Origin of the sequence: Enterococcus hailinensis (genome assembly GCF_045862035.1) — a bacterium.
Taxonomy (GTDB): domain Bacteria; phylum Bacillota; class Bacilli; order Lactobacillales; family Enterococcaceae; genus Enterococcus_A; species Enterococcus_A hailinensis.
In genome coordinates this window covers 79951-101140 of record NZ_BAAFRV010000005.1, presented here as the reverse complement: position 1 = coordinate 101140, position 21190 = coordinate 79951, and the positions used below count along the sequence as shown (strand labels likewise).

Sequence of the window (21190 nt, the reverse complement as noted above, 5' to 3'; positions counted from 1 at the left end):
CTAATCATCTAAATTTTGAAGATTGGTGATTGCCTCAGCCAAAAATTCATCCTTTGGATAATGCTCTGTCACATAGAGTGCCATCTTATCTAGCTGTTCACCCCGAACAATATAATCTGAAAACATATGTAGTTTGCGTTCGTAATCTTCTAAGATTTTTTCTGTTCTTTTAATATTATCATAAACTGCCTGACGACTCACTTGATATTCTTCAGCAATCTCGCCCAGTGAAAAATCATCTGCATAATACAATTCCATATAATTCATTTGTTTTTCAGTCAATAGCGTTGCATAGAATTCAAACAACGCATTCATTCGGTTCGTTTTTTCGAGTTCCACTACGTCAGCCTCATTTCTTGCCAATTTTCTTCAGAGTATACGGTCAGCCCTTTTTGTATAAAATAAGCGGTGGCAACTCCGACACCTTTAATACGATTTCCAGAAAAACTACCATCGTAGATCATAGTACTGCCACAAGATGGACTTTTTTCTTTTAAAATCAATTCGGTCACTTGTAAATGTTGAAGCTGTTCAAATGCCAGAATCGCTCCTTCTTTGAAGGCTTCTGTCACGTCGAGACCATTTTTATCGATCACTTTTGCATGATGGTTCCAAACATCAAAGCCATCCCCGCCTTGAATCTCTGCCGGTGTTCGTGGTATTGGTAATCCGCCCAACACTTCTGGACAGACAACGATTGCTTGATTGGTTGCTACTAATTCTTTTAACAATGGGCTTTCATTTGATCGGCCATCGTATCGACAAGCTATCCCGCCTAAGCAGGCACTAATCCCTAGCATCGCTTCTTCTCCCATCATTTAATAGAAAATAGGTGACAAAACTGCTTTCACATTATACCATTTATTCATGTGTGGAAATAGTCCTTCCTAAATCTTCTTAAAAAAAAGAAGAAAGCTGCAAACGAAGGCATTTCTTTTACATCAAGAGAGGAGATACTTATGAAACGTGTGTTAGTTGTGGACGATGAGCCTTCGATCGTAAAGTTATTGAGTTTCAATTTAGAAAAAGAGGGCTATGCAGTAACAACTGCGGATGATGGTCAAATTGGGTATGAATTGGCCTTGAATGAAAAATTTGATTTTATTATTTTAGATGTCATGCTGCCGTCGATGGATGGTTTAGAAATCGCTCGGAAGTTGAGACAAGAAAAAATTGATACACCGATCTTGATGTTGACTGCTAAAGATGATGCGATCGACCGGATCTTAGGATTAGAAATCGGTGCAGATGATTATTTGACTAAACCTTTTTCACCACGAGAAGTATTGGCTCGAATGAAAGCTATTTTCCGACGAGTTGAACCACGCCAAGAAGCAGTGACTCATGATTTTTTAACTACTGGGGAAATTACGGCAGATTTATCAAATTATCAAGTAACCGTTCGCGGTAAGAAAATTGAATTAACTCCCAAAGAATTTGAATTACTTGTTTACTTTATGAAACGCAAAGAGCGCGTGATTGATCGTGATACGTTGTTAGATCGAATTTGGCACTATGACTTTTCTGGTCAGAGCCGAATTGTTGATGTCCACGTTTCTCATTTACGTGAAAAAATAGAACTCGATCCAAAACATCCTCAATATTTACAAACCGTTCGCGGTTTCGGTTATAAGTTCCAGGTGCCGGTTCAATGAAACACAAACATTTAGATTATCTCATTCCACTTCTTCTCGTTTGCTTACTTTTTTTCGGCAGTTGGAAATTAGCCAATCATTTTTATAATAAGGAATTACTGGAACAACAAGAAGAATTTTTGACTAGTAATGGTGAGTTGATGATTCATCGGTTGGATCTTGAGAACTTAAGTTCAAGTGCAAATCACGAGGCCATTGATTATTTTGCTCAGGAGGCTCATGATCGAATCACCTTGATGGATTCGAATGCAAAAATTATTTTTGATAGTACCGATCCTGATTTAAAAGGCAGTCGTGAGGATCGGCCCGAAGTAAAAACCGTCTTAAGCAATGCTAGTATCGGTGCCTCTGTCCGTTACAGTTCGACTTTAGATACCGAATTGCTGTACACCGCTCAGCCGATTCGTTCGGGTGACAAAATCGTCGGAATCTTACGGGTCGCAAAAAGGACTTCTGCGTTCCAACCCAAGACGAGAAATTTCCAACGAACGATTTTTATTATTTTACTTTTCTTTTATGTCTTTATTTACTTGATCATCTGCTATTTGACTTATCAAAGAAATCGACCGATCCAAGCGGTTTTACCTGTTTTACAACGAATGTTGAAGGCCCCTGAAAAAAGTAATTACGTGATGCAACACTCTTCTCAATGGAAAGAACTTTATATCACGGTCAATCAAATCAGTGAACAATTAAATGAAACTTATGCCGCATATACTTCGACGGAAGAACAGTTCTCTACATTGTTCCACGAATTGACGATTGGTGTCTTTATTATCGATACAGAGGGTCGTTTCAGCATGGTCAATCCTGCAATGGAAGAATTACTGCAAATCGGTGGTGCAAAAGATCATTATTATTGGCAAGTGATCGCAGATAATAAATTTATTCAATTGATCCAACAAATTTTAGTTGATAAAGGGCAAGTGCATCGAGAGATTTCTACTAAATTACCTACTTCCATGAATTTAGATATTCGTTTACGCTATATCGAAAATGAACTTCATGGAGATCAAATTATGGGAACGGTCTATGATTTGACCCATGTCCGCCGTTTGGAAAAAATCCAACGTGATTTTGTCGGCAATGTTTCTCATGAACTGAAAACTCCCGTCACTTCTTTACTAGGCTTCACGGAAACTTTATTAGATGGTGCGAAAGAAGATCCGGAATTGACTACTGAATTTTTGACGATCATGGAAAATGATGCCAAACGACTGCAACGGTTGATCCAAGACATTATCGAACTTTCAAAAGATAGCGATGATTTAGCAGAAGATCGGCAGACGATCGAAATCAATACTTTCTTGCAACAACAAATTGATTTGTATCAACATATTTTGAAGAAAAAAAAGATCGCAATCACTATTGATGGACCGGCGGATGGTTTTTATCAAACACGTTTGACTTTTTTTCAGCCAATTATCAAGAATCTATTGGAAAATGCTATCCAATACTCACCTGAAAACAGCCAAATCGAAATAAGCTATGCTTTAAACGATGAATTAAAACTTATCGTGACAGACCATGGTATCGGGATGTCTAAAGAAGATCAAAAACGGATTTTCGAGCGTTTTTATCGCGTGGATAAAGCCCGTAGCCGTCATTCTGGTGGTACTGGTTTAGGCTTAGCGATCGTCAAAGAATACAGTGAAATTCTTGGCGGATCAGTCAGCGTTGAGAGCCATCCAAAATTAGGTTCGACTTTTATTGTACTCTTACCTAATAAATAAAAAAGGATCACGGAAATTTCCGTGATCCTTTTGATTGTATCAAAAACTTTGGGGAAGTTTTTTTACTCCATTAATATATTTTATTTGATCGTTCCGTCAGCAGAGCGTTCCACTTTCATGGATGTGATCGGTAAGTAGCCCAACTCTTTGACGGGTCCTGATTGAACTGCCTCGCTTGTCATGTATTCAAGAAAACCAGCTAATGCTTTATCAGGTTTTCCATTTGTATACATATGTTCATACGACCAGATCGTCCATTTATTAGTGGTAATATTTTCATTTGTTGCTTTTACACCATCTAATTCTAGTGACTGTAAGCTATCGTCAACGTATGACAAGGCTAAATAGCTGATTGCGCCAGGTGTTTGTGCTACAATTTTTTTCACCGTTCCTGATGAATCCTGTTCTTGTGACTGAATGGGCTCTTTCCCGTCTAATGCCCATTTTTCAAACGTTGCTCGCGTACCGCTGCCGGCAGCCCGATTAACAACCTGGATTGCTTCATCTTTTCCGCCAACGTCTTTCCAATTTTTGATTTCACCAGTAAAAATGCTGATCAACTGTTCTTTCGTAATGTTTTTAACCCCGACATCTTTATTTACTACCGGTACAAAGCCGACAACAGCTACTTTGTGATCCACTAATTTACTAGCATCTACTCCGTCTTTTTCTTCTGCAAAGACGTCAGAATTTCCTATTTCAACTGAACCACTCTCCACTTGACTTAAGCCAGTGCCGCTACCGCCACCTTGGACAGAGATCTGGACATTGGGATGATCTTGAGTATAACTTTCTTGTGCTGCATCCACTAAAGGTTGTAAAGCAGTCGAACCCACAGCTGTGATTTTTGCAGTCTCTTCTTTTGCAGAACTAGAAGTTGCTGCATTATTTCCGTTGCCGCAGCCGGCTAATAAAATTCCTGAAAATGCTAATGCCAAAATAATTTTTTTCATGTAGTACACTCCTCATACCTTTTCTTTAGTACATATTTACTTTAACAGCTCAACGTAAATATCTGATTGACGAGATGTAAACGATCCGTTAAGAACTGTAAATATTTGGTAAAGACAAAATACTTACTTTTTATTAGTTTTGGTGTATAATGATTTTGTACTAAAAATCAAACATGAGAGAAGCGAGAACAATGTTAGTTATTACGTATGAATTAAATGAAGCAGAAAAAGAAAAAACTTACAACAGTGCCCGCGATTTTGTCGCAGCACAATTCAAAGAAGTCCCTGATCTACCTGATTATTATCATGTAATCAAAGCAACAGTAGATGGAAAAGAAATCTCTTTAGAAGATAAAACAATCAGCGGCTTGTTCAATTACTTAAACAAATAAATAAAAACGATCAAATCTTAAATGATTTGATCGTTTTTTTCTTTTATGCATTGATATAAGCGGACAGACGATTCATCGCGTCTACTAATGTTTCCATAGAAGCTGCATAACTGATTCGTACATACCCTTCACCTTCAGGACCAAAAGCAACTCCCGGAATAAGCGCTAATTGATTTTTTTCAGCTAAATCAATACAGAAGGCCATTGAATCTTGTTCTTGACCAGCAGGTATTTTAGCAAAAATATAAAAAGCTCCCGATGGTCGTGCCACTTCAAAACCAAGTTTTGTCATCGCTTGATAAACAAAATCGCGGCGTTCGCGATATTCTTCTTTCATGACTTCAGCATCTGAGATTCCTTGAACCAATGCTCGAACGGCTGCTTTTTGAGACACAGTAGCCGCCGCCGTTACCAAATATTGATGGACTTTAATTATTTGCGCCACTAACTCTGCCGGTGCAAAAATGAAACCAATTCTCCAGCCCGTCATTGCATGGGATTTTGATAATCCATTGATCAAAATTGTTTGTTCACGTAAGTATTTACCAAAAGAAACATGCTGTCCTTCATAATTCAATTCACTATAGATCTCATCACTAATAACAAACAATGGATATTTTGCTAATGTTGCGCTTAAAGCAGCAACTTCTGCTTCATTATACGCAACACCGGTCGGATTTGATGGCGATGTGATAATAATAGCTTTCACTTTTTCACCATGTTCCGCCATGGCTTGATCGATCTGTTCTGGTGTTAAAACAAAATTTGATTCTCGAGTATCAATATAGACAGGTTCTGCTCCAGCTAATAAAATCAATGGTTCATAACCTGGATAAGTTGGTGCTGGTAATAATACTTTATCACCCGGTTCTAAAATAGCTAATAAACTAGCTGACAACGCTTCAGTTGCTCCGACAGTGACTAATACTTCCGTTGACGGATCATAATTAACAGTATATTTTTCAGACAAGAATCGGCTGGCTGCTTCCCGCACATCCATCAAGCCAGACATCCCTGTATAATGACTAAAATTATCTTTGATTGCCTGACGTCCTGCTTCTTTAACATGTTCAGGAGTATTAAAATCAGGCTCGCCTAATGTTAACTTCAACATATTAGGAATTCCTGACACTTTTTCATCAAATTGACGAATCAATGAGACTGCGATCTCATAAACATTTTTGTTAAATCGATTTTGCAATTTATTCATATAACCCCTCCATTTTTAATCATATTATCACAATCAGTCAGATAGTAAAGAAAAATAATTTTATTTCTTTTTCGTTGTAGTATCACTTATCAGCAGACTAATTTAAATTATTTACAGCTACTCTAAAATAATTTTAATTAAATAACTACTCTAAAAAATAGACGATTATGAGAAAACGTTTTTCCAAAGTGAAATAAAGCATAGAATCTTGATGGTTTTGATAACGTTCTCTTGATAATTCAATAAAATAACGTTAATAATTAATATGTTTTCTATTTTCTTTATTGTATTGAATAATTTTAACCCATAAAATAACTATATAAAGACAAATTAAAAAGGAGTTCCCTCATGTTAAACAAAAAAGTAATTCGCTTGCTGCCGTTTCTCTTTTTCCTAATACCATATGTCCATCTTACGTTAGCAATGGATTATCTTTTTCATTCTATTATAGGGATTTTATTATTCACTACCGCTTCCGTCGTGATTGGTTTTTATGGGAAAATCAGCTATCAAATACCTCTTTTGATTTTTGGAAACGGATTGAACATTTTACTGAGTATTTTATTGGTTTTAATAGAAAATCCAATTACTACATACTATCATTCATCCTCCCCGCTATCAGCCTCCGCTCCATTGTTATTGCTTTTTTTGATTGCACAATTTACTGGTATTTTCTGGGGCAGTCTCTTTTCAAAGAAAAATACTGCTACTTCTAAATAACAAAATAAAAGCTTCAACTCAATTTGAGTTGAAGCCTTTATTTTTTATTTTTCGATTTCACTTAAAGGAGTGATCACAGGTTTACCATCTATTCCTAGTAATGGTGTCAGCCCACCGGAATAGCCGGCATTAACAAATATATAATTCACCCCCGTTTCCCGATCAATAAAAATTCGAGTAGTCTCAATTTTTCCTTGTGAATATGTTTTTATAAATCGATCTTTTGTCATTTTTTATCTCCTTTCAAAAATTTTTATACTATAAATAATAGTAAAAAGTCTTTGATGAAAGGAGCTTTATTCAATTTCTGAATAAATGATTGACTTAAAAATTTATCGATGCATCTGAGAAATGCTATTGTTCAAAATAATCTCTAGTTGCTTGCTCATCCGCCTGCAATTGTTCAATCAAGCCCTCTACAGATTCAAACGCTACTTGTCCACGCAACATATGATTCCAACGAACTTTTACCTTTTCTCCATAAATTTCTTGATTAAAATCTAAAATATTGATTTCCACTGTCAGCATCCGGTTAGGACCAAATGTATCATTATGTCCGATTGATCCCATGGCTGGATACCATTTTCCATCGACTTCGATTTGGTTAACATACACGCCTTCTTTAGGTAAATTCATATCTTCTCGTACTTGGATATTCGCCGTCGGATAACCTAGCGTACGTCCTCGTGCTTCACCGTGAATCACCGTGCCGCTCGTTTCATAGATATAGCCTAATAAATGATTGGCCTCATCCAAACGTCCCTCTGATAACAAACGACGGATCCGAGAAGAACTGATTTTTTCATCGGCTTCAGTTTTTTTGGCAACTGTTACAACTTCAAAACGACCGTTCGCATAATCAGGTAAATGTTGCGCATCTGCGTCACGGTCTTTTCCATAAGTATAGTCAAAGCCTGAAACCACTACTTTGGCATGCAACCCTACAATATATTGATCAACAAATGCTTGAGGCGATAATGCCGCAAAGGATGAAGTAAATGCTACTTCATATAACCTTTCGATTCCTAAAGCAGCTAAGTGCTCTTCTTTTTGTTTTAACGTCGACAAATATTTGATTGGCTTACTTTGCACCCGTTGAAAAACAACAGCAGGGTGTTGATTAAACGTCATCAAAGCCAGTTTTAAATTTTTTTCTTGGGCGATTTTCTTTCCAGCTTCGATCACTGCTTGATGCCCACGATGTACACCATCAAAAAAACCTAAGACCAGTACACAATCATCAACAGGGATTTCTTCGCGTTTATACGGATGATGCAATTTGATTATTTCCATATTGTCATACCTCGTTTCGAATTACTTTACTTGGTTTTAACAACCAATTTTTCTCAGGATGCTGCGCATACATACTGACTAATCGATTTTGATAGAAAAAAGCGAGTAATGGCTCCGGCATTTTTTTTAGTCCAAAATCTTTCATTGGTAAAACTTGCCCATTTTTAACTTTTTGCCATTCTGCATCGCTTAGATCAATTCTTGGAAAATCTTTCATCGCTTCTTCGATCGGTTGCAGTGCCTGATCCATCTGTTCTTTTTCCATCAATTCGGCTACTTGAGCTAATGTCACTGCTTGCCCTACAGAAAACCCACCGCTAGCCAAACGGGTTAAGTCTGACATATGTGCTGGATAACCAAGTTTGGCCCCTAGATCGACTGCTAATGTCCGAACATACGTCCCTTTGCCACAGCTAACTTCAAACCGCCAACTTTGTGTTTTAGTTGCTTCATTATAAACAGGTGTCGTTGTTCGTTTAAAGCTTTCGATCATCGCTTTCCGTTCAGGTCGTTCGACCGTTTCTCCCGCTCTCGCATACTCATATAAACGGCGGCCGTTAACTTTGACTGCTGAGTACATCGGCGGTACTTGAGTGATCGTTCCAATAAATGTTGCCATCGCTTCATCTATCTCTGCTTCACTTAATTCAGACAAAACAGTTTTTTCTTCCACGATTTCTCCACTACGATCTTCTGTAGTTGTCGAAAAGCCTAAAGTTATTTCTCCTTCATAGACTTTTCCACTTTCTTGAAGGTATTCGATCACTTTCGTTCCTTTACCGATACAAATCGGCAAAACACCATCTACATCAGGATCTAAAGTCCCACCATGTCCAACTTTTTTTGTATGTAAAATCTTTCTTAATTTAAAAACACAGTCATGACTCGTCATGCCGCGCTCTTTCCATAACGGTAAGATCCCGTCCATCGCTCTGTTCCTCATTTCATTTAATATTCAACATTCCTATTATAGCATAGCCCAACAAAGAAATAAGAACTCGCGTTTTAACGAAAGCTGAAATTTTGGCCAAAGAAAAACCATCATAACAAGTATGATGGTTTATTTATTTCTATTTTTTTTCTTTTTACGTCGATCAATTACAAAATTGATCGTTGGATCAACTGGCTCTTGAATGGCATAAGATTCCAATTGATTGACTTGATGGCGATAATCATTAGCTACAAAGTTACTAATATCTCCTTTTACTTCATATTCATCAATCAATTTCCGTTCTAAATAAAAACCGCGAATCAATTCTTTTGAATATAGTGGATCTTGTTGGATCAAATAGGTTCCAAATAAACCATGATTTTCGACTTGTTTCATCAAATTTTTTCGTTCATCAACAAAGAAATCAATTAAGTCTTCATCATAAACATCACGTAAATTTTCCAAACTGTCTAAAATCGCTTCACTATTTCGTAAAAAGACTTTTCTGAGTGCAGATATATCTTCATTATCAACAGTTTCTCGCTGATTTTTACGGCGTTCCCAAAACATTTTAGGATGTGAAATGATTCGAATAATCCGTCTCACAAAAATTAGCCAAAAACTAAGTAAAGAAAGCATTTGTTTGGCTACCGATTCCGATACATTTGAAATGAAGCGCGAATACAAACGATAGGCCCCAGAGTCAATTACATGACGGCGGAAGCTCTCATCTAAACCATCTCGCTCCACCGAAATGATCAAGGCTTGAATTTCTTGAAACTCTTGTTGTGCACTTTCAGGCATTGAGTTATTAAAAACTAATTGTACACGATTTTGGTAATTAGCGATCACTGCCTGCAGAGCAAATCGCTCTTTTTCACTCAGTTCTTTGTTCTCCAGATCATCATAAAGTTGACTGATCACATCTCTAAAAATCAACATCAACTTCGGATCGGTCTGAGGTATCACTTCACCCTCAGAAATTATCGGTAATAAAATCATTCCGATAATCAGGGTTAAGAACGTGACACATGCAGTAATAAATAAAAGCAAGGAACGTTCTGGAAAATCCATTCCATTAATCGTCGTAGGCAAAATAAAAATTGTTGCAATACTGACCGTTCCTTTTACACCACCAAAAGTTAACAATAAGCGATCTCTCAATTGTTCATGGCTTTTTCTCCAACCTTGAGTCAAAATGTAAAAGCCACTAACAAACAAGAACCGTAAAATAAATAATAATGCTGTCAAAAATACAACAATTTCTAACAAATGTAAGTTTGAATAGTTCCGACTATTCCAAACTGGTGAAAAGACTTGCGATAATTCGATCCCTAAAAAGATAAAGACCAATGCATTCAGCATGAAGCCGATCGTATTCCAAGATGTTTCTGTAACATTTGCTAACTGAGCTTCAAATAGATTTACTCTACGGAAACCTTTAGCCTGCAACACACCGGTTACAACTGCAGCAATAATTCCTGATGCATGGAATAATTCAGCAATAAAATAAGCAGCGAATGGCAAAATCAATTCAATCAATAAATAAGCGGAAATATCTTGAGCCGATATCCGCTCAATTATTTTAATAACCTCATTTTTGACCCACATAATGACTAATCCGACTAAAACACCCACGATACTAGATTCAACCAATGAGATAGAAGCATCAGCAGCTGAAAATTGTCCCGTTAAAAGTGCCGCGACAGCAAACTGGAAGGCCGTAACACCGGTCGCATCATTGATCAATCCTTCCCCTTCTAACACATGCATGATAGAATCCGGAATATTCAACCGCTTTGCCAATGAACTTACTGCAACCGCATCTGTCGGACCTAAAGATGCTCCGAAGGCTAAACAGGCCGCAAAAGGAATGGCGGGAACGATCCGATGCAGAACGAATCCTAATCCGAAAAGTGTAAATATGACACCTCCAAAAGCTAGTAACAAGATCAATCCAAAATGTTTCAAAATTGATGGGATATCTGCTGTTTCGCCTTCACGAAACAGCAATGGAGCAATAATCATGACCAGAAAAACTTCTGATTCAAAATTAATCGAATTTCCAACCTCTGTTAAACCAAGAATAATACCAATAATAATTTGAATCATAAAAATGGGGAATGATGGCAAGACTTTTGCTAATACATTCGATAAGGTTATGGCAATGGCTATGACGATAATAATCTCAACTAGGCCCATTCACTCACCTCTTTGAACAATTCTCTTTTGCTTTAAACAATACTTTTAAGAATTCTCTTTTTTTATTTATAATACGATCTTCTAATTCTGACAATTCTTTTGATTCGCCATCTAAAGACAGCTGTGCTCTTTTGGTTTCCATGCGTAACAATTCATGTTTCATTCGTTCTAGTTTACGGGACGTCAACACATTGATTCTTTTGATTTTTTGCTTCACGGCTTTACGCTCTTCTGGGCTTAATTCATCAAATTCCTTGTGTAGAGCTTTCATCCGTTCTTCAAATTCTGTCGTCATTTCTTGACTTTGCCTCCTTGAAATATCCAGCAAAAGGATTAATTACAAACTTCATACAATGTAACAGTATTTTACCAATAATGCAAAAAAAACTCGAAAAAAAATTCGAGTTTTAAAGAATTTATTCTTTATTTAAATCGCGGATCATTTGATCAATTTTAGAGCCGTATTCAACGGATTCATCTAATTCGAAAAATAGTTCCGGTGTTTTATAAATTGACAATGCTTGACCTAATTCACGACGCATTAAACCACTTGCTTTTGTCAATCCTTCTTGCGCCTTTTGCTTATCTGAAGCTTTATCAGACAATAAGCTGTAATAAATCGTAGCTTGCTGTAAGTCACCTGTTACATGAACATCAGTGATATTTACATCTTGAACACGAGGATCACGTACTTTTTTACGTAAAATATCATTGATCTCTTTTAAGATTTCTTGTGCAAGACGACGATCGCGATAATTTGGCATACTAGCTACCTCCTTGTTACTTATTAAAAAGTATCTCTTCTTTATCATACTACCAATAGCCACCTAAGGCTATCAGCAGTATGTCCTAAGAAACATCATTTGCGTTAAAGAAGGTGATCTAAATTTATTTTTTCTTCACTTCTTGCATAACGAATCCTTCGATAACATCATCGACTTTAAGATCGTTATAATTTTCAACCATAGCGCCACATTCGTAGCCCATTTTAACTTCTTTAACATCGTCTTTGAAGCGTTTCAAGCTGGCTAACTTGCCTTCGTAAATAACGATTCCATCACGGATGATACGAACTCCGCTATCACGTTGGATTGAGCCTTCATTGACATAACAACCAGCAATGATACCGACTTTAGAAACTTTATATGTTTCACGGACAGTCATTTGACCAGTAATTTTTTCTTCAAATTCAGGATCAAGCAGTCCTGTCATTGCTGTTTCGATTTCTTCGATTGCTTTGTAGATGATACGGTGCAAACGGATATCGACTTCTTCAGCAGATGCTTGTTGTTTTGCTTGCGGTGTTGGACGAACATTGAATCCAATGATAATCGCATTACTTGCAGCAGCTAATGTAACATCACTTTCGTTGATTGCGCCAACAGCTGAATGGACGATTTTTACACGAACGCCTTCGACATCGATTTTCTTCAATGATGCTGCCAATGCTTCAGCAGAACCTTGTACGTCGGCTTTAATAATAACGTTAACTTCTTTCAATTCACCTTCTTTAAGTGATTCGAACAAGTTATCTAATGTTACGCGAGCGTTGGCATTACGATGTTCAAGCAATGCACGTTTAGCACGTTCTTCACCGGCAGCACGAGCTGTTTTTTCATCTTCAAAAGTAGCAAAACGATCACCCGCTTGAGGAACATCATTCAAACCAGTAATTTCGACTGGTGTTGCAGGACCAGCTGATTTATCACGGCGGCCAATGTCATTCGTCATAACACGTACACGTCCGTAAGTATTACCTACTACGATTGGGTCTCCAACATTAACTGTTCCTTGTTGAACTAATAATGTAGCAACCGGTCCTTTACCTTTATCTAAACGAGCTTCGATAACTGTACCGATACCGTGTTGTGTTGGATCAGCTTTTAGATCTTCTACTTCAGCTACTAAAAGAATCATTTCCAATAATTCTTCAATATTTTGGTTGAATTTTGCAGAGATTTCTACAAAAATCGTATCGCCACCCCATGATTCAGGAATCAATTCATATTCACTTAATTCTTGCATTACATGTTGTGGATTCGCACCTGGTTTATCGATTTTGTTGACTGCCACGATAATTGGCACTTTCGCTGCCTTTGCATGGTTGATTGCTTCGATTGTTTGAGGCATTACTCCGTCATCAGCTGCAACAACTAAAATAGTAATATCTGTGATACTTGCTCCACGTGCACGCATGCTTGTGAAAGCCGCATGTCCTGGTGTATCTAAGAAAGTAATTGGTTTTCCATTGATATCGATTTGGTAAGCACCGATATGCTGCGTGATACCACCTGCTTCGCCGCTTGTTACACGAGAATGGCGTAAAGTATCTAAAAGAGTTGTTTTACCATGGTCAACGTGTCCCATGATTGTTACTACTGGTGGTCGAGAAACTAATTTGTCTTCATCAACTTCTTCAGCATCAAAGAAGCGGTCGATATCAGCAATATCAATCGTTACTTTTTCTTGTGCTTCGATACCGTAGTCTGTGGCTAATAATTCGATGGTATCTTTATCCAATGGTTGGTTTTGGTTGACCATAACACCCATCATGAATAATTTTTTGATGATTTCAGCTGGCTCGCGGTGAATTTTTTTCGCGATATCAGCGACGTTCATGCCATCTGTGTATTCCAAAACTTCAGGAAGTTCACGGAATTTACGTGGTGGCACAGCAGGTTTTTGACTAGTTTGATACTTGCCTTTTTTCCCTTTTTTATTAAATTTGTTTTTATTGCGGTTTTGATTACCACCAAAACTATTGTTACGATTTTGATTACCGTAATTATTTCGATTATTGCTATTGTTGCGGTTTTGATTGTTGTCATTCGAGCGTTGTCCTTGATTGCTACCATTTTGGTTTGAACGAGGTGCTTGGCTTGAATTGTTTTGCGCTGGACGTTGTTGTCCTTGGTTCGAACGGTTTGCGTTCGCTGAGTTGTTCTGATTATTATTTTGTGTCAAGTCTTTAGTCCCTTTTCTATTCTGGAAGTTTGGGTTGTTCTTTGAGCTCTTCCCTTGAAATTTTGGTTTCTCGTGCTGGTTAGCTGATGGTTTTGCTTGAGTCGTAGTTTGCGTCTTGCTAGAAAAAGCTTGTTTCAATTTTGATTCATCGTCTCCAGACAACGAACCCATATGATTTTTTACGTCAATACCTAAAGTCTGTGCTTTTTCTACAACATCTTTACTTGATTGATCCACTTCTTTTGCAAATTCGTATACTCTTTTGTTTCCCATGCAATCACCTTCCTAACCTGTTATTAACGACATGATTTTTTTGGCGAAGCCTTGGTCTAAGATCCCGATAACTTTTCGAGGTTTACCAATCGCACCTAAAATCTCCTCTTGAGTAAATTCTACAAAACATGTCGTTTTATAGTACTTGCTTTTATCTAGTAATTTTTTCTGAGTGTTTTCACTCGCATCAGTAGTGACGATCACTAAACGAACTTTATTCTTACGAATATCATTGATCGTCAATTCTTCTCCTGTGATCAGTTTGCCTGCACGCATCGCAAGGCCTAACATGTTCAAGACCTTTTGCTTATCCATTACTAAAGAGCTCTTTTCTAGCTTTTTGGTGTTTCACATAATCAAGTAATTCTTGATAAAATTCATCGCTTAAGTCGGTTCCTAGCGTGCGGTCTAAGATCTTCTTTTTCCAAGCCTCTTCTACTTCCGCCGGTTCCAACGCCACATAAGCGCCTCGTCCAGGTTTCTTGCCAGAAGGGTCAATCGAAACTTCGCCTTCTTTAGACTTAGCAATGCGGATTAAATCTTTTTTTGGGAACATTTCACCGGAAACGACTGATTTACGCAAAGGAACTTTTCGCTTTTTCATTTGCTTGTCCTCCAATGCCTATTCTTCTGGATCAGAAACAATTGTTTCTGTATCTTCTGTTTCTACTACGATTTCTTCTGGAACTTCTGTTGTTGCTTCTTTTACTTCTGCTACTTCTTTTACTTCTGCTTCTGTATCTTCGATTGCTTCTTCGACAGCTGTTTCATCGTAGTTGGCATAAAATTCTGCCATATCAGATTCAGATTTAATGTCAATCTTGTGTGCCGTTAATTTAGCTGCTAAACGGGCATTTTGTCCACGTTTACCAATGGCTAATGATAATTGATAGTCAGGAACGACTACTGTACAGAATTTTGTATTACGGACATCGAAGATCACATCTTCTACTTGAGCAGGATTTAAAGAATTTGCGATGAATACAGCAGGATCTTCATTCCACTCAACGATGTCCATGTTTTCGCCTTTTAGTTCGTTAACGATTGCTTGGACACGTTGTCCTTTTGGTCCCACACATGTTCCAACTGGATCGATGTTAGGATCAGTAGAACGAACAGCAACTTTTGCACGGTCTCCCGCTTCACGAGCAATGCTTACGATTTCAACGATTCCATCATAGACTTCAGGAATTTCTTGTTCGAATAAGCGGCGCAATAAATCTGGATGACTACGGCTTACGAAAACTTGTGGTCCTTTTGATGTATTTTCTACACGAGAAACATACACTTTGATACGATCATGTGGTTTGTAATGTTCATTAGGAATTTGATCTTGTTTTGAAAGAACAGCTTCGATCTTGCCTAAATTCACATAGATATAGCGGTTATCTTGACGTTCCACTACACCTTGCATGATGTCATTTTCGTACGCGCTATATTCATTATAAATAATATTGCGTTCTGCTTCACGAACACGTTGTAAGATAACTTGTTTCGCTGTTTGAGCAGCAATTCGGCCAAAATCTTTCGGTGTTACTTCAAAGCGGATTGTATCGCCGATTTCATATGCAGGGTTGATTTCCATCGCATCTTTTAATGATACTTCTAATTGTGAATCCATGACTTCTTCTGTCACTTCTTTCACTGCGTATACGTGGATATCGCCTTTTTTCTCATTGAAGTCCACTTCTACATTTTGTGATTGACCATAATGACGTTTGTAAGCAGATACTAAGGCTGCCTCCAATGCATCGATCACGATTTCTTTTGAAATACCTTTTTCTGCTTCTAGAGTATCCAACGCATTCAGCATTTCTTTACTCATTACTTATTTCCTCCTAGTTCAAATTAACACATCATGCTTCACTATGACTGTTAAAATTTAAAATTCAATTGCAAAACGCGCTTTCGCAATGTTTTTACGATCAAAAACAATGTCTTTTGTCCGTGTCTTGATCTTAACAGTTAATGTCAATTCATCTTCTGTTAGTTCTTTCAAGAAACCTTGATATTGTTTTTCACCATCGACATTTTGATAAAGCGAAACATTGATATATTGTCCCATTGCTTTTTGATAATCCGTTTCTTTCTTCAATGGACGTTCTGCCCCAGGTGAAGACACCTCGAGAAAGTACTCCTGTGGAATTGGATCGGGATCAGCCAAATCTAACTTGTCGCTAAGTTTTTCACTAACGAAGACACATTCTTCAATATCGATGCCGCCTTCTTTATCAATAAATACTCTCAAAAACCAACTTTTTCCTTCTTTGACGAATTCGACTTCGACCAACTCAAAATTTTGTTCATCTAAAATCGGTGTTACTAAGTCAGTCACTGTTTCGACTACACTGCTCAAACTGTCAGCCTCCTTTATTCCATTAAAAAGAGTGAGCGAAAATTCCGCTCACTCACCATCAGTCTATGATTACTTATTTATAGTAGCATAATTTTTTTGAAAATTCAACCGTGTCATTTTCAAAACTATGTTTTCTTTCATTTCAAAATTGAATTTATCTTTTTCTTTACATATCAAATAATGAAAGTTGATTTTCATCTGGCAAATCTTTCAATACACCATGAGTATCCATATATTCAATCAATGTTTTAGAAACTTTCCCCCGTGAAGCAAGATCTTCTTTAGATAAGAAAATTCCATCTTTGCGTGCTTCAACGATTTGTTTAGCTACGTTCAAGCCCAGACCAGGAACCGCCCGGAAAGGTGCAATCAATGTATCGCCATCGATCACAAAATCTTGCGCATCTGATTTGTATAAATCGATCATCCCAAAATGGAAGCCACGCTCTAACATCTCATTACATAATTCTAAAACAGTCAGTTGATTTTTTTCTTTTGTTGATGCATCCATACCTTTATCAGTGATGGCTTTCATCGCTGCTTTGACAGCATCTTTTCCTTTAGCCATCGCCACTAAATCAAAATCATCTGCTCGGACAGAAAAATACGCGCAGTAATAAAGAATTGGAAAATAAACTTTAAAGTAAGCCACCCGCAAGGCCATCAATACATAAGCTGCCGCATGGGCTTTCGGGAACATGTATTTGATTTTTGAACATGAATCGATATACCAATCAGGGACATTATTCTCTTTCATAGCTGTTAGATACGTTTCACGTAATTCATCAGGGATTTTATTCCACTGTCCTTTACGCACTGTTTCCATAATTTTGAAAGCCATCCCACTATCTAAACCAGCATGGATCAAGTACACCATGATATCATCCCGACAACCAATTACTTCAGCTAGATTGGCCTCGCCACGACTGATCAATTCTTCAGCATTCCCTAACCAAACGTCGGTACCGTGAGAAAGTCCAGAAATTTGTAATAATTCCGCAAAAGTCGTAGGAGCTGTCTCTTCTAACATTCCTCGGACAAAACGGGTTCCAAATTCAGGAATTCCTAACGTTCCAGTTTTGGAATAAATTTGATCAGGTTCGACATTCAACACTTGTGGACCAGCAAAAATTTTCATAACTTCTGGATCATCTGTCGGAATCGTCTTAGGATCGACGCCAGATAATTCTTGCAGCATCCGAATTACTGTTGGGTCATCGTGACCTAGGATATCCAATTTCAAGACGTTATCATGGATCGAATGGAAATCAAAATGGGTGGTTTTCCATTCAGAGTTTTGATCATCCGCTGGATATTGGATCGGTGTAAAATCATACACATCCATATAATCGGGAATAACAATAATCCCTCCCGGATGTTGTCCAGTTGTTCGTTTGACTCCCGTAGCGCCTTTAACTAATCGATCAACTTCTGCATTACGGAAATTTAAATTATGATCGCGTTCATACCCTTTAACAAAACCATAGGCTGTTTTTTCTGCGACCGTACCGATCGTTCCGGCACGATAAACATACTCTTCACCAAACAATACTTTTGTATAGTTGTGCGCTTCTGCTTGATAATCACCAGAAAAGTTTAAATCAATATCGGGAACTTTATCTCCATGGAAACCTAAGAACGTTTCAAAGGGAATATCATGGCCGTCTTTATTCAAGCGTGCGCCACATTTCGGACATGCTTTTTCTGGCATATCGAAACCAGAACCGTAAGAGCCGTCCTCAAAAAATTCTGAGTATTGACAGTCTGGACAATAATAATGTGGTGGCAAAGGATTTACTTCCGTGATCCCGGTCATTGTCGCAACAAAACTTGATCCGACTGACCCCCGTGAACCAACCAAATAACCATCAGCATTACTTTTATGAACAAGTTTTTGAGCAATCAAATAGATAACGGAGAAACCATTACCAATGATCGAAGTCAATTCTTTCTCAAGACGTTTCTCAATAATGTCTGGTAATGGATCCCCGTACAATTCTCGTGCACGATCGTAACTTAATTTTTTGATTTCTTCTTCTGATCCAGGAATCTTCGGCGTATATAGATCATCTTTGACCGGAATAATTTCTTCACATGTATCTACAATCGTATTAGGACCATCGATTACGATTTCTTTTGCTAATTCAGGACCTAAAAAACTAAAGGCTTGCAACATTTCATCTGTCGTTCGGAAATGGACATCTGGAAGACTATGGCGGTTCAGAGGATTAGCACCACCCATAGAACTAATCAAGATTTTACGATAAATCGCATCTTCTTTATTTAGATAATGGACATCACCTGTCGCTATGACCGTTTTGTCCAGCTCTTTCCCAATCTGAATCAAGTTACGTAAAATATCTTCCAAATCAGCTTCATTTTTCACTAATTCTTGTTCAATCAATGGCGCGTAAACAGCTTTAGGCATCACTTCGATGTAATCATAAAAAGCGGCGCGGTTCTTTGCTTCTTCTACCCCTTTTTGCATCATTGCTTCAAAAATCTCACCTTGAGAACATGCAGATCCAATCAATAAGTTCTCACGCATTTTATTTAACTGCGACCGTGGAATTCGAGGGACACGTTCAAAATAATCAATATTCGACATAGAGATCAATTTAAACAAATCTTTCAGCCCAGCTTGATTTTTCGCTAGAATCGTTGCGTGGAATGGACGCGCTCGCTTATAAGAATCACCTTCACCTACGTGATCGTTCAATTGGTCATGATAATTCATTTCGTGTTTTTCTATTGCTTCCTTAACAAAAATCCAAGCTAAGTGTCCCGTTGCTTCGGCATCATAGACTGCTCGGTGATGCTGTTCTAAGCCTACACCAAATTTTTTCGTCAGTACTCCTAATCCAAATCGTTTGAATTCAGGATATAAGTAGCGAGCTAATTCTAACGTATCAATAACTGGATTAGGTGTCTCTTCCATGTTATGACGAACATAGGTCGTATTAATAAATCCGATATCAAACGTCGCATTGTGGGCCACTAAAATCGCATCTTCACAGAATTTTTCAAATAGTTCCATTACTTCTTTTTCTGGTTTAGATCCGCGAACCATTTCATCAGTGATGCCGGTTAAATTAATCGTTGTTTCAGATAATGGATGTCCAGGGTCAATGAATTCTTCAAATGTTTCAATTACATTTCCTTTGTGCATCTTCACAGCCGCGAGTTCAATGATCGTATCATAAACAGCAGATAAACCCGTGGTTTCCACATCGAATACGACATACGTAGCATCTGTCAATGAAACGTGTGCATCATTATAGGCGATTGGCACTCCATCTGAAACAACATTAGCCTCAACACCGTATAAGATTTTCACACCCGCTTTTTTGCCTGCTGCATGGGCTTCTGGAAAAGATTGGGCGCCACCATGATCGGTAATCGCAATTGCTTTGTGTCCCCATTTACCTGCTTGAGCAACTAGATCAGATGCACTATTGATAGCATCCATTGTACTCATATTCGTATGCAAATGTAATTCTGATCTTTTTTCGGTAGATGTATCTTGACGTTCGGGATGTTTTACTTCTTGAATATCTTGCGCGTTCATCACTAAATCACGCATAAACGTATCTTCTTGAACGCTTCCTCGAACACGAATCCAACTATTGTTTGAAATAGCATCAAAAATAGCTTCGTCTTTTTCACCATTAGAAAATTTCTTGACTACGAAAGATGAAGTATAGTCTGTCATTTTCAAAATCAAAATTTTTCGTTTCGAACGCAGCTCACGGACTTCCTTATCAAAGATGAACCCTTCAATCGTAATGCGGCGTTCTTCTTCGATGATATTTCCCATCGGCGTGATCGCTTCGTCTGAAGGAATATTACGACCCATTTGGATCGGACCATCAAAATGGGCGGAACTTTCTTTCTTCTCTTTTTTCTTCGACTCGTATTGTGCCAAACTTGCTGCAGCCTGTTCTTGCATCGCTTGGGCTTGCTCTTGCTTACGGACTTCAAATTCTTTTAATTTCTTATCTGCTTGCTCTTTATCGACCTCAGGATCGATCCGTAAATGTGGAAAGCCATAAGAAACTAAGTTCTCTTCGATCAAAGGCAAATATTGCTGTTTCAAAAATGGAATAACCGTTTCATTATCGATCAATAAAACGATTCGTTTTTCTTGAACCAAAGGTAGTGTTTTGCTTAACACTTGTTTGACCAGCGGTGTATCGCAGTCTTGCTCCCCAAGAGCAAATTGCCAATACTGTTGCAATGCCTCCTCAGAAAATTGATCTTCTAGCGGAACAATATGTAATTTTACTTTCGCGATTGATTGAAATGCGATTTGTAATTTTTGATAAAACGCATGGAATAGTTTAGCTGGTAAAATCTCTGGTGTTTGGATAAAAAATTCCCATACCCGTGATTTTTCATGAACGACAACTTCTTTGATCTCTGATGCTTGAATCATCGGATGTTGTTGTTCTGTTTCAGCCAATTCAATTTGTCGTAATAAGTTTTCGAACATTTCACGATTTTTAGAC

Annotated in this window: 20 protein-coding genes; 4 read left to right on the top strand and 16 right to left on the bottom strand. The window is 37.8% G+C overall.

Annotation, left to right across the window (positions count from 1 at the left end; all coding sequences use genetic code 11):
- Both ACKTSC_RS05625 and ACKTSC_RS05620 read right to left on the bottom strand, forming a co-directional pair.
- A complete protein-coding gene (locus ACKTSC_RS05625; protein ID WP_407857072.1) occupies positions 1-339 on the bottom strand; it encodes a putative DNA-binding protein in 339 nt (112 codons plus the stop codon).
- A complete protein-coding gene (locus ACKTSC_RS05620) occupies positions 339-800 on the bottom strand; it encodes a 2-thiouracil desulfurase family protein (RefSeq protein ID WP_407855985.1) in 462 nt (153 codons plus the stop codon). Before ACKTSC_RS05620 ends, ACKTSC_RS05625 begins: the two co-directional genes overlap by 1 nt.
- A gap of 159 nt (positions 801-959) precedes the next feature.
- Here ACKTSC_RS05620 and ACKTSC_RS05615 point away from each other — a divergent pair, with 159 nt between their 5' ends.
- Complete coding sequence (locus ACKTSC_RS05615; protein ID WP_332581094.1) at positions 960-1655, top strand: response regulator transcription factor; 696 nt, start codon at positions 960-962, stop codon at positions 1653-1655.
- Entirely contained in the window at positions 1652-3388 is a 1737-nt protein-coding gene (locus ACKTSC_RS05610) for a sensor histidine kinase (protein WP_407857071.1), read from the top strand. The genes ACKTSC_RS05615 and ACKTSC_RS05610 overlap by 4 nt, the downstream gene beginning before the upstream one ends.
- Before the next feature lie 80 nt (positions 3389-3468).
- On the opposite strand, the gene ACKTSC_RS05605 is transcribed toward ACKTSC_RS05610, so the two are convergent.
- The gene (locus ACKTSC_RS05605) at positions 3469-4341 is read right to left on the bottom strand and encodes a phosphate ABC transporter substrate-binding protein PstS family protein (RefSeq protein ID WP_407855983.1); all 873 of its coding nucleotides are present in this window, start codon (positions 4339-4341) and stop codon (positions 3469-3471) included.
- A gap of 191 nt (positions 4342-4532) precedes the next feature.
- On the opposite strand from ACKTSC_RS05605, the gene ACKTSC_RS05600 reads away from it, so the two are divergent.
- Complete coding sequence (locus tag ACKTSC_RS05600) at positions 4533-4733, top strand: hypothetical protein (protein WP_407857070.1); 201 nt, start codon at positions 4533-4535, stop codon at positions 4731-4733.
- A gap of 43 nt (positions 4734-4776) precedes the next feature.
- Here ACKTSC_RS05600 and ACKTSC_RS05595 read toward each other — a convergent pair whose 3' ends face one another.
- Positions 4777-5943 (bottom strand): pyridoxal phosphate-dependent aminotransferase, encoded by a 1167-nt coding sequence (locus ACKTSC_RS05595; RefSeq protein WP_407857069.1) that lies wholly within the window; start codon positions 5941-5943, stop codon positions 4777-4779.
- 348 nt (positions 5944-6291) lie between these two features.
- On the opposite strand from ACKTSC_RS05595, the gene ACKTSC_RS05590 reads away from it, so the two are divergent.
- On the top strand, positions 6292-6663 hold the full coding sequence (locus ACKTSC_RS05590) for a hypothetical protein (protein WP_332581099.1): 372 nt from the start codon (positions 6292-6294) through the stop codon (positions 6661-6663).
- A gap of 44 nt (positions 6664-6707) precedes the next feature.
- On the opposite strand, the gene ACKTSC_RS05585 is transcribed toward ACKTSC_RS05590, so the two are convergent.
- From ACKTSC_RS05585 to ACKTSC_RS05530, 12 genes are all read right to left on the bottom strand, one after another.
- Positions 6708-6893: a DUF6440 family protein gene (locus ACKTSC_RS05585; RefSeq protein ID WP_407857068.1), complete on the bottom strand. Its 186-nt coding sequence runs from the start codon at positions 6891-6893 to the stop codon at positions 6708-6710.
- A 124-nt stretch (positions 6894-7017) separates the two neighbouring features.
- A complete protein-coding gene (gene ribF / locus ACKTSC_RS05580; protein WP_407855980.1) occupies positions 7018-7956 on the bottom strand; it encodes a riboflavin biosynthesis protein RibF in 939 nt (312 codons plus the stop codon).
- Between the two features lie 4 nt (positions 7957-7960).
- On the bottom strand, positions 7961-8884 hold the full coding sequence (truB, locus tag ACKTSC_RS05575) for a tRNA pseudouridine(55) synthase TruB (protein ID WP_407857067.1): 924 nt from the start codon (positions 8882-8884) through the stop codon (positions 7961-7963).
- A gap of 132 nt (positions 8885-9016) precedes the next feature.
- Positions 9017-11089: a cation:proton antiporter gene (locus tag ACKTSC_RS05570; RefSeq protein ID WP_407857066.1), complete on the bottom strand. Its 2073-nt coding sequence runs from the start codon at positions 11087-11089 to the stop codon at positions 9017-9019.
- A gap of 4 nt (positions 11090-11093) precedes the next feature.
- A complete protein-coding gene (locus ACKTSC_RS05565; protein ID WP_332581104.1) occupies positions 11094-11384 on the bottom strand; it encodes a hypothetical protein in 291 nt (96 codons plus the stop codon).
- 121 nt (positions 11385-11505) lie between these two features.
- The gene (rbfA, locus tag ACKTSC_RS05560; protein WP_332581105.1) at positions 11506-11853 is read right to left on the bottom strand and encodes a 30S ribosome-binding factor RbfA; all 348 of its coding nucleotides are present in this window, start codon (positions 11851-11853) and stop codon (positions 11506-11508) included.
- Positions 11854-11977: 124 nt separating this feature from the next.
- A complete protein-coding gene (gene infB, locus ACKTSC_RS05555; RefSeq protein WP_407857065.1) occupies positions 11978-14326 on the bottom strand; it encodes a translation initiation factor IF-2 in 2349 nt (782 codons plus the stop codon).
- Between the two features lie 12 nt (positions 14327-14338).
- Positions 14339-14641: a L7Ae/L30e/S12e/Gadd45 family ribosomal protein gene (locus tag ACKTSC_RS05550; protein ID WP_407857064.1), complete on the bottom strand. Its 303-nt coding sequence runs from the start codon at positions 14639-14641 to the stop codon at positions 14339-14341.
- Positions 14634-14930, bottom strand: coding sequence for an RNase P modulator RnpM (gene rnpM / locus ACKTSC_RS05545; protein ID WP_332581109.1), 297 nt, complete (start codon positions 14928-14930; stop codon positions 14634-14636). The genes ACKTSC_RS05550 and rnpM overlap by 8 nt, the downstream gene beginning before the upstream one ends.
- Before the next feature lie 18 nt (positions 14931-14948).
- Positions 14949-16151 (bottom strand): transcription termination factor NusA, encoded by a 1203-nt coding sequence (gene nusA / locus ACKTSC_RS05540; RefSeq protein ID WP_407857063.1) that lies wholly within the window; start codon positions 16149-16151, stop codon positions 14949-14951.
- Between the two features lie 57 nt (positions 16152-16208).
- Positions 16209-16682, bottom strand: a complete 474-nt coding sequence (gene rimP, locus ACKTSC_RS05535) for a ribosome maturation factor RimP (RefSeq protein ID WP_332581111.1) — start codon at positions 16680-16682, stop codon at positions 16209-16211.
- 166 nt (positions 16683-16848) lie between these two features.
- Positions 16849-21174 (bottom strand): PolC-type DNA polymerase III, encoded by a 4326-nt coding sequence (locus tag ACKTSC_RS05530; protein WP_407857117.1) that lies wholly within the window; start codon positions 21172-21174, stop codon positions 16849-16851.
- Positions 21175-21190 lie beyond the last annotated feature (16 nt).

Coding starts and splice junctions, on each gene's coding strand:
- ACKTSC_RS05620 (WP_407855985.1), bottom strand. CDS start 800: ATGCTAGGGATTAGTGCCTGCTTAGGCGGGATAGCTTGTCGATACGAT.
- ACKTSC_RS05615 (WP_332581094.1), top strand. CDS start 960: ATGAAACGTGTGTTAGTTGTGGACGATGAGCCTTCGATCGTAAAGTTA.
- ACKTSC_RS05610 (WP_407857071.1), top strand. CDS start 1,652: ATGAAACACAAACATTTAGATTATCTCATTCCACTTCTTCTCGTTTGC.
- ACKTSC_RS05605 (WP_407855983.1), bottom strand. CDS start 4,341: ATGAAAAAAATTATTTTGGCATTAGCATTTTCAGGAATTTTATTAGCC.
- ACKTSC_RS05600 (WP_407857070.1), top strand. CDS start 4,533: ATGTTAGTTATTACGTATGAATTAAATGAAGCAGAAAAAGAAAAAACT.
- ACKTSC_RS05595 (WP_407857069.1), bottom strand. CDS start 5,943: ATGAATAAATTGCAAAATCGATTTAACAAAAATGTTTATGAGATCGCA.
- ACKTSC_RS05590 (WP_332581099.1), top strand. CDS start 6,292: ATGTTAAACAAAAAAGTAATTCGCTTGCTGCCGTTTCTCTTTTTCCTA.
- ACKTSC_RS05585 (WP_407857068.1), bottom strand. CDS start 6,893: ATGACAAAAGATCGATTTATAAAAACATATTCACAAGGAAAAATTGAG.
- ribF (WP_407855980.1), bottom strand. CDS start 7,956: ATGGAAATAATCAAATTGCATCATCCGTATAAACGCGAAGAAATCCCT.
- truB (WP_407857067.1), bottom strand. CDS start 8,884: ATGGACGGGATCTTACCGTTATGGAAAGAGCGCGGCATGACGAGTCAT.
- ACKTSC_RS05570 (WP_407857066.1), bottom strand. CDS start 11,089: ATGGGCCTAGTTGAGATTATTATCGTCATAGCCATTGCCATAACCTTA.
- ACKTSC_RS05565 (WP_332581104.1), bottom strand. CDS start 11,384: ATGACGACAGAATTTGAAGAACGGATGAAAGCTCTACACAAGGAATTT.
- rbfA (WP_332581105.1), bottom strand. CDS start 11,853: ATGCCAAATTATCGCGATCGTCGTCTTGCACAAGAAATCTTAAAAGAG.
- infB (WP_407857065.1), bottom strand. CDS start 14,326: ATGGGAAACAAAAGAGTATACGAATTTGCAAAAGAAGTGGATCAATCA.
- ACKTSC_RS05550 (WP_407857064.1), bottom strand. CDS start 14,641: ATGGATAAGCAAAAGGTCTTGAACATGTTAGGCCTTGCGATGCGTGCA.
- rnpM (WP_332581109.1), bottom strand. CDS start 14,930: ATGAAAAAGCGAAAAGTTCCTTTGCGTAAATCAGTCGTTTCCGGTGAA.
- nusA (WP_407857063.1), bottom strand. CDS start 16,151: ATGAGTAAAGAAATGCTGAATGCGTTGGATACTCTAGAAGCAGAAAAA.
- ACKTSC_RS05530 (WP_407857117.1), bottom strand. CDS start 21,174: ATGTTCGAAAACTTATTACGACAAATTGAATTGGCTGAAACAGAACAA.